The sequence below is a fragment of the Pseudomonas sp. UBA6753 genome, from assembly GCF_002453565.1.
GTDB classification, from domain to species: domain Bacteria; phylum Pseudomonadota; class Gammaproteobacteria; order Pseudomonadales; family Pseudomonadaceae; genus Aquipseudomonas; species Aquipseudomonas putida_Z.
In genome coordinates this window covers 160191-168320 of the sequence record NZ_DKHD01000014.1, presented here as the reverse complement: position 1 = coordinate 168320, position 8130 = coordinate 160191, and the positions used below count along the sequence as shown (strand labels likewise).

8 protein-coding genes are annotated in these 8130 nt (G+C 55.6%); 6 read left to right on the top strand and 2 right to left on the bottom strand.

Annotated elements, in window-relative coordinates:
* From B2790_RS06970 to B2790_RS06955, 5 genes are all read left to right on the top strand, one after another.
* Nucleotides 1–1747 (top strand): T6SS effector BTH_I2691 family protein (locus B2790_RS06970; protein WP_286918514.1); only part of this gene is annotated, 1747 nt, incomplete at its 5' end.
* Nucleotides 1744–2547 (top strand): DUF6708 domain-containing protein, encoded by an 804-nt coding sequence (locus tag B2790_RS24885; RefSeq protein ID WP_313666906.1) that lies wholly within the window; start codon nt 1744–1746, stop codon nt 2545–2547. The genes B2790_RS06970 and B2790_RS24885, both read left to right, overlap by 4 nt.
* A gap of 178 nt (nt 2548–2725) precedes the next feature.
* The gene (locus B2790_RS24880; RefSeq protein WP_313666905.1) at nt 2726–3202 is read left to right on the top strand and encodes a DUF6708 domain-containing protein; all 477 of its coding nucleotides are present in this window, start codon (nt 2726–2728) and stop codon (nt 3200–3202) included.
* On the top strand, nt 3087–3545 hold the full coding sequence (locus B2790_RS06960; RefSeq protein WP_313666904.1) for a DUF6708 domain-containing protein: 459 nt from the start codon (nt 3087–3089) through the stop codon (nt 3543–3545). Before B2790_RS24880 ends, B2790_RS06960 begins: the two co-directional genes overlap by 116 nt.
* Before the next feature lie 129 nt (nt 3546–3674).
* Nucleotides 3675–4478, top strand: coding sequence for a DUF6708 domain-containing protein (locus B2790_RS06955; RefSeq protein ID WP_286918513.1), 804 nt, complete (start codon nt 3675–3677; stop codon nt 4476–4478).
* Between the two features lie 165 nt (nt 4479–4643).
* Here B2790_RS06955 and B2790_RS06950 read toward each other — a convergent pair whose 3' ends face one another.
* Both B2790_RS06950 and B2790_RS06945 read right to left on the bottom strand, forming a co-directional pair.
* On the bottom strand, nt 4644–6035 hold the full coding sequence (locus B2790_RS06950; RefSeq protein ID WP_286918512.1) for an amino acid permease: 1392 nt from the start codon (nt 6033–6035) through the stop codon (nt 4644–4646).
* A gap of 80 nt (nt 6036–6115) precedes the next feature.
* The gene (locus B2790_RS06945; RefSeq protein WP_075044762.1) at nt 6116–6940 is read right to left on the bottom strand and encodes a phytanoyl-CoA dioxygenase family protein; all 825 of its coding nucleotides are present in this window, start codon (nt 6938–6940) and stop codon (nt 6116–6118) included.
* 137 nt (nt 6941–7077) lie between these two features.
* On the opposite strand from B2790_RS06945, the gene B2790_RS06940 reads away from it, so the two are divergent.
* Nucleotides 7078–7986, top strand: a complete 909-nt coding sequence (locus tag B2790_RS06940; protein WP_085663231.1) for a LysR family transcriptional regulator — start codon at nt 7078–7080, stop codon at nt 7984–7986.
* The last annotated feature ends 144 nt before the right edge of the window (nt 7987–8130 follow it).

Sequence of the window (8130 nt, the reverse complement as noted above, 5' to 3'; positions counted from 1 at the left end):
GCAGGCCATTGCTGAAACGCAGAGCGCGCTCAATGCGGCCAGTCAGCGGCTGTCGCCATGTCTGTCACCTGGCATTCAGAAGGCCGTGCGGCATCTGAACAGCGCCACGCAGTTTCTTTACAACGGCGTGCACCTGATGGAGCTGGAAGTGCAGATGAAGCTGGGCGAGTACTACGCCTTGCAGAGCGCCCACCTCCGGGAGTTGCAGCACAAGGCCAACGCGTCGATCGCCGAGGCGCGGGACCGGATGCGCCGCAATATCGATGACTTCGAGTTTGGATCGATGAAGGCCATGCGCAAGGTGCGGCCGATCATCCAGCACGGGCTGATGAGCCTGGCCGTACTCGACCCGCGGTTCACCAATTCGATGATCAGCGTGACGGTGTGGGTCGAGGGCAAGGCCGAGGAAGTGCATGGGCGGTTGTTCAAGGAGGTCAGCATGGGCGTGACCCAGGCGAGCAGCGCGGCGCAGCTTGCCTTGGTGGATATCTCGGTGGCGGCAGGGACGTTGGAAACCGATGCGCGCAGGTTGTTGCACGGGATGAAGATCACGACGCAGCAGGCGACCCGATTGGTAAAAACCGGTTTTTCCGGGTTGCGCGGGATTGCTGGCAGCTGGGAGGTTCTGCTGTCGATAGGCGGGTTGTATTTGCAGCAGGACAGCCTGGGCAGGAATCAGGACAAGGCGGAAGCGGAGATTGGGCCCAAGGCGTATGAAGCCAAGTTGGCGTTGCAAGGATCGCAGTTGGGCCTGTTGGGAGGGCAAATCGAGCTGGTTGGGCTCATTTTGAGATCAAGTGCTGGTCCACTGAATTTGGGGTGGGCAAAGGGTGTTGCAGCCAGTGGGGGGGCCTTGATAAGGCTTGGTGCTTTGGTGAGTGCGGTTGCAGGGGTTTTTGATGCGGCTCAAGCAATCAATGCCATGAGGCGCACCGCCGCAGCGGGTGATGATGCAGCGAGGAGCCAACACTTCTTTTCATTCCTCTTATATGGCTCGGGCACTATTGTATTTAGTGTTGCAGTACTCAAGCCCTTGTTTTTCGGCCCGTTGGGACTGGCGATAGCCCTCACGCTTGCTGCTTATCAACTAAGCAAACTGGCTCAGGAAAATGAATCAACGGATCTGGAGCGGTGGGTAAGGCGATGCTGCTTTGGAAAAGCAAACGAAAAGCCGAGTATTCATTGGAATGCTCCAGAACATGCGGATATCGCTTTTGCCGAACTCAATGCTGCCACGCTAGGCGTTCAGGCGAAGTTGAATTTTGAGTCGCGCTTGGCCACTGAACCAGGACTTCCGAAAGTCGGCGGCTTGATTAGTGCCGAAATAATTAGGAAGCTAAAGTTCTTGATCGCATTGCCTCTGTACGATGAGCGGTCCTCGGGATATCGCTGGAAATTGATCGTACATCGTCACGGTGACGGCAATCACCCTGATTACGTTGGCGGGGAAACTATTGCTTCGGGCAATTTCTTTGCAAACGCTAAAGAACCTCTCTCACCGTCCTCTTCATTTTCTAGCTTTGCATCGCCACTGATCCCCGATCACGACCGCAGTATTTCAATTAGCGAGAAGCAGAAACCTTATTCTACTGGACTCTGTCAGTTAGAGATTTCTGGCTCGATATCGCTCATGGCGACTATAGGAAAACACACGATTCTGGCAGCTACGCTGTTGGTGATGTACTGGCCGGATCGGAGCTTGCCAAGTGGGTACATTGAGATTTGTGTCAGGGAGACTAACGAGTGAAGCGCGATGGTAAAGTTCTGTGGGAGCGTGCTTTAGGCTGGAGCCATGACCTTCCCAAGGTGGATGAAGTGCCAAAGTGGCGGGAAGTGTGGGCGAGTGTCAAACCGTCGCCCAACTATTTCGATGATGTTTATCTCGAATTGCCGCGGAGCAGCACCATCCTTCGAGGCGTTATATTCCTAATCGGCATTGCGGGTCTGCTTTTTCTTTTTGGAATGGCGTTTTACTTGTACTGGGATTTATTATACGACGACTGGCGACACGACTGGCTGATGAATCTATCATTGATAATTACCGCCTCAGCAATACTGTGGGCCTTGATTCCTTACATCAAGCTTGATCTGGTTGCCCCTAGAGACGAGCCAATTCGCTTCAACCGACTTCGCCAGAAAATATATCTTTATGAGTTTCGATATGACCGCATCTTCATCTTCAGCCGCAAACGCTGGGGCGTCAAACCGGTCGCCTACAACTGGGATGACGTAACCGCCGAAGTCTACCGAGTCTACGCCCCCGGCCACGGTGGCCTGATCGAAAACGTCATGCTGTCGGTCCGCAACCCGGAAACCAACGAAGTCATCGACCGTGTGTTCTTCACCTATGACCTCTACAAAGGCGAAGCCTACTGGGCCATCGCCCGACTATTCATGCAGCAAGGCCCCGAAGCCCTGCCGAAGTTCGTACACCCACCCCGTGACTGGAACGATGACGATGGCCTGAGCCACATGCATTGCCTGGCACCAAAGGTTCATTGGCCGGAGGACATTGACCGTGAGTCCCGTACTGCCCCATCTGACTGAGAGGGCCGATGACCCCCAAGTCTAGAAGGTATAGGCTGCCCTGGGTTGCGGCAGCCTCACTCTTCCCGCGTGGCCACTCCCCAGTCAGGCCCTGCGGCAGGCTGCTCCTTGCTCTGCTTGCCATCATCAGCCAGGCCATCATCGTCCTACCCATCACTTTTTCCACGGAACTGAATGCATGAAAGGAAAGAGAAAGATGCTACCTACCCGAGGGATGGGCTGGAAGTATGATCTTCCTCCGCATGAGATTGCACCCGCGCAGCGCGAAGTGTGTTTGGCATCTAATTTAAAGATCAATCGGGCTGGACATATATTTATCGAGTTCCCACGGTCGTCGTTCAGTGTGCGGGGGATATCTTTTTTCGGAGGCTTGATTATTTTAATTTACACCATGGTGTTTATCGTGCCAGACATCACCACTTCCCTCCTTGACGAATGGCAATCGGGAATTGAAATTACGACCATAGGCATCATGATTGTAACTCTTTCAACCTGGGCCTTTTTTCCATTGTTTCGTATGGACCTACGACTTCCTCGCGATGAACCCATACGCTTCAATAGAGCACGTCAAAAAGTCTATTTTTACGAGTACAGATTTGATCGTCTATACCCCTTCGGCAGCAAGGGTTGGGGGGGTAAAACCTGTGGCCTATGACTGGGCCGACCTAACTGCCGAGGTTTACAGGGTATACGCCCCAATGGGCTACGGCGGCCTCATTGAAAATGTAATGATATCGGTTCGTAAAACAGGCACCGAGGAAGTCATCGACCGCCTGTTCCTGTGTGACGACATAGAGCAAGGCAAGCAGTATTGGGCACTGGCACGTTTGTACATGCAAAGTGGCTATGACGCTCTTCCTGACTCTCTACGCCCTTTTCAGGGTCAGAAGGTTGGCAATGGTCTGAACCCTATGCAATACCTCGCCCCCAAGGTCCGATGGCCAGCGAAAATCGACTTGGAGTCTCGCAGCCCACCGACAACAGATGAAGTCGTCTAAAACCTTAGCGCAAGGTGCTGAGGGCCCGGTAAGCCCCCTGACTGCAAACCAGACACGGCGCTGGATTGTTCAGGGCAAGCCCGATTCAACAGTTTGATTCGTCGAAATTAGCATTAGGGAAGCCAACGAATGAAGATCAAGCCCAGGATCCTTTCGGAGCGAGCTCTGAGTTGGAGTCATGATCTGCCTGGTGTCAGTTCGGATGAAGTTCCGCGCTTAAGCTTTGAAGATATAAATCCGCCACCAAACTACTGTGATGATGTGTTTCTGGAGCTTCCCCGATCTACTGTCAGTTTGCGTGGTGTCACAGTGCTGATAGGGGGACCAATTCTGGTTTTTTCTGTGGGTGCATTAATCTACATGCATTGGAGGTTTTTTGGTATCTACTGGTCGAATAATTGGGGCATCGACATCCTCTCATCGTTAGCGATCTTGATTGGCATGTGGGCTACTGCGACATATGTAAAAATGGACCTATTGCTCCCACGGGACGAACCCATTCGCTTCAATCGCCTACGACGCAAAATCTATCTCTATCAATTCAGATTCCACTACATCTTTCTGTTCGGTCGTAAACACTGGGGCGTCAAACCGGTCGCCTACAACTGGGACGACGTAACCGCCGAAGTCTACCGAGTCTACGCCCCCGGCCACGGCGGCCTGATCGAGAACGTCATGCTGTCGGTACGCAACCCGGAAACCAACGAAGTCATCGACCGCGTGTTCTTCACTCACGACCTCTACCACGGCGAAGCCTACTGGGCTATCGCCCGGCTGTTCATGCAGCAAGGCCCCGAAGCCCTGCCGAAGTTCGTGCATCCACCTCGTGACTGGAACGATGACGATGGCCTGAGCCATATGCATTGCCTGGCGCCCAAGGTTCATTGGCCGGAGGATATTGACCGTGAGTCCCGTACTGCCCCATCTGACTGAGAGGGTCGATGCGCCGGGGCCTAGACGGTAAGGATCACCATACCTTTCAAGGCAGCTGCAGTACCTGTGGGAGCGGGCATGCCCGCGAACACCGGCGTAGCCGGTGCCAGCCACCGCGTCTGATTCTTCGCGGCCAAGCCCGCTCCCACAGTTTGGTTCAATGCCTCAAGCGCTGGCCGACACATGACGTGGCGCACGCATACCCCACAACCAGTAACCCAGGGATAGCAGCACCAACCAGCCAACCCCGACATACATGGCTGTGCGGCTGGCCGGGAACCAACCGAGCACGCCAAAAATGAACACCATGAAAGCAATCGCGCAAGCTGGCCCTACCGGCCACAGCGGCACACGATAATCCAGTGCTGCCACCTCCTCCTTGCTCATGCCGCGCCGCATGGCCACTTGAGAAAGCAGGATCATCAACCAGACCCAGACAATGGAGAACGTGACCACCGCCGCAAGAACCAGGAACAAGTCTTCCGGCACCAGGTAGTTCAATACCACGCCCAGAAGCAGCGCGACGCCCATCACTGCAACCGTCATCCACGGCACACCGAAACGTGACAACGATGCAAAACCGGCTGGCGCCTGGCCGTCCTGAGCCATTCCGTACATCATCCGCCCAGCACTGAAGATATCGCTATTGATCGCCGAAACAGCAGCTGAAATCACCACGATGTTCAACACGGTAGCCGCTGAACTGATGCCAAGACCACTGAAGATCTGCACGAACGGGCTACCGTGGCTGCCGATGCTGGTCCAAGGGTAAATGGCCATGAGTACGAACAGGGTAAGAATGTAGAACAGCAGGATGCGCAGAGGCACCGAGTTGATAGCCTTGGGCAGCACGCGTTTAGGGTCCCTTGCCTCGCCTGCGGTGATGCCGATCATTTCGACCCCGCCAAAGGCGAACATCACGACAGTGAAGGAAGCGATCATCCCACTGACGCCATTAGGGAAGAACCCGCCGTGGCTCCACAGATTCGAGACTCCGGCAACCGTGCCTGCCTCGTCATTCAACTGGATACCCAGCAGCAGCACAGCCGCACCTGCCACAATCATGGCAACGATCGCGGTCACCTTCAGCAACGACAGCCAGAACTCCATTTCCCCGAACACTTTCACGCTGCACAGGTTCAGCGCCCCGATAAAGAACACTATCCCAAGCACCCAGATCCAGGCAGGTGTTTCAGGGAACCACAGCCCCATGTAAACGCCAAAGGCCGTCACGTCTGCCAGGCAAACCACCAACATCGAGAACGCGTAGCTCCAACCTGTCAGAAAGCCAAAGTAACGCCCCAGATACTGGCTGGCATAATGCCCGAACGAGCCTGACACCGGGTTATGAACCGCCATTTCGCCAAGGGCACGCATCATCATGTAAATGGCTGCGCCACCTATCAGATAGGCCAGCAAAACTGAAGGCCCTGCCAACTTTATTGCCGATGCCGAGCCATAGAACAGCCCCGTACCGATAGCAGAACCTAACGCCATGAAACGAATATGCCGGGTAGAGAGACCCCGCTTCAACTGGTGTGAAGATTGAGCGCTCATAGATACCTTCTTGGTTTTATTATCAGGTCCGCACAACGCTAATGCCGTGCGGTTTTATCAGGCACGCAGCATTCCAATCATCAAGCCCTTGGCCACAGCACCGGAAACAGTTCGTGGTTCATTTGGGCACCGCTGGCGAGTTGCGTTTCGAGGCCGGGAAACTGTGGCGAGGTTTTCCACTGGCGCGGTGCGTGAGTAATGTCATCGCCCAGGAAACGTACCGAGAAGGCACGACGCCGACGATTGCCCCCGACACCGCCCGAGGCGTGCAAGGTGAGCATGTGGAAGAACACTGCATCGCCTGGGGAGAGCTCCCAGCCGAGGATGTTCCAGGCGCTGCGATCGGCCTCGATATCCGGCAAGTCCGCAAGGCTGCCTTCCGGGAACCATTGCGCCTGGCTGTCGAGGAAGCTGCGCGGCATCAGCCATGGCCCAAGGTGCGAGCCCCCTACGAATTCAAGGGTGGATTCTCTCGAGACCGGGTCGACTGGCATCCACATGCTGCAGTTCTGGCGCCCGTCGATGTTGTAATACGGCTGGTCCTGATGCCAGGGTGTTCGCTGGCGCGTGTTTGGCTCCTTGACCAGCAGGTGATCGTGATAAAGCCGGGCTGTCTCACTGTTCATGAGTTGCGCTGCAACACTACCTACCCTGCTTTCGAAGATGAACTGGCGATAGGCCGAAATATCCCCCCAATTACAGAAGTCTTCGAAGAACCAACCCGGGTCATCAGGGCGGCTTGCCACTTTAGCGCGCTCGCTTGGGGCTTTCAGGTTCTGTTCGATGCCGGTTTCGAGCAGTGCAACTTCTTCCGGCGTGAACAAATTACGTACGCAGACGGCACCATCACGCTGAAAAGCCTCGATGGTTTCGTCACTCAGTTGAAATTCGGCGGACAGTTTCATAAGCACCCTTTGGTCTTTTTATTGGGCAACAGCACCACTGCCATTTTTCAAGCGGAATAAGCAAGGTGCACCGCGAGTATTGCTTTTCAGCCACAATAGGAAAAGAATATATTTCCTAATCCCGAGTATAGGAAAAGATGATAGGGTTCTCGTTCAGGCAGCTCGAGTACTTCGTCGCCGTGGCCGAGCACGGCAGCATCAGCGCTGCGGCCAGAGCCCGGCACGTTTCACAGCCATCGGTTTCGGTAGCGATCGCCCAGCTGGAAGAGGCGCTGAACGAGCGGCTGTTCCGGCGCCAGGTGAGCCGCGGGCTGGAGCTGACGTCAGCGGGCACGCGTTTACTGGCCCAGGCACGCGATATCATCGGCATGGCCATTGCCATGAATCAGAACGCGGATACCACGCGCGGCTCGCTTCGCGGCAACCTGTCGCTCATCTGCTTTCAAGACTTGGGCCCCTATTACGCGCCGCGGCTGCTGTCGAGTTTTCGCAAGCAGTATCCCGATGTCGAGGTAACGCTTTTCGAGACTGACCTGGCAGGCGTACACCGCCACTTGAGCGCCGGTAAAGCCGAGCTCGCGCTAACTTATGACATTGGCCTTGATCCCTTGCTGCCGCGCCAGGTACTGGCTGAGTTGAAGCCCTACGCACTCATCGCCACTGACCACCGCCTGGCCCACCTGGCCGAGATACCGCTGCATGAGCTGGCGCAAGAGTGTTTGATTCTTGAGGACATCGCACAAACGCGTGAGTATTTTCTTTCACTGTTTTGGGCGCATAACCTGCAACCGCGCACTCAGCAATACACCCAGACCTTCGAGATGCAACGGGGCCTCGTCGCGCATGGCTACGGGGTTGCCCTGTCATGCACCCGGCCCGCGGGGGACCACTGCTATGACGGTACACCGCTGCTATGCCGGCCATTATTGGAAGAGGTATCACCGCAAAAAGTGGTGCTGGCCCAATCAGGCGCGATGCACCCATCGCCGGTGGCGGAGGCGTTCAAGGGCTGGGTTGCTCGGGAGATAGCTGGTGGGGGGGCCTGAGTTCGTTCACTCAAGAAAGCTCCACTGTAGGAGCGGGCATGCCCGCGAACACCGGCACAGCCGGTGCCATGCACCGCGTTGGATTCTTCGCGGGCACGCCCGCTCCCACAGGATCACCACAACCTTCAACGCAGCCACAGTACC

Bases quoted from the DNA above. Each gene is read 5' to 3' on its own strand.
- B2790_RS24880 (WP_313666905.1), top strand. From the start codon at position 2,726: ATGAAAGGAAAGAGAAAGATGCTACCTACCCGAGGGATGGGCTGGAAG.
- B2790_RS06955 (WP_286918513.1), top strand. From the start codon at position 3,675: ATGAAGATCAAGCCCAGGATCCTTTCGGAGCGAGCTCTGAGTTGGAGT.
- B2790_RS06960 (WP_313666904.1), top strand. From the start codon at position 3,087: ATGAACCCATACGCTTCAATAGAGCACGTCAAAAAGTCTATTTTTACG.
- B2790_RS06945 (WP_075044762.1), bottom strand. From the start codon at position 6,940: ATGAAACTGTCCGCCGAATTTCAACTGAGTGACGAAACCATCGAGGCT.
- B2790_RS06950 (WP_286918512.1), bottom strand. From the start codon at position 6,035: ATGAGCGCTCAATCTTCACACCAGTTGAAGCGGGGTCTCTCTACCCGG.
- B2790_RS06940 (WP_085663231.1), top strand. From the start codon at position 7,078: ATGATAGGGTTCTCGTTCAGGCAGCTCGAGTACTTCGTCGCCGTGGCC.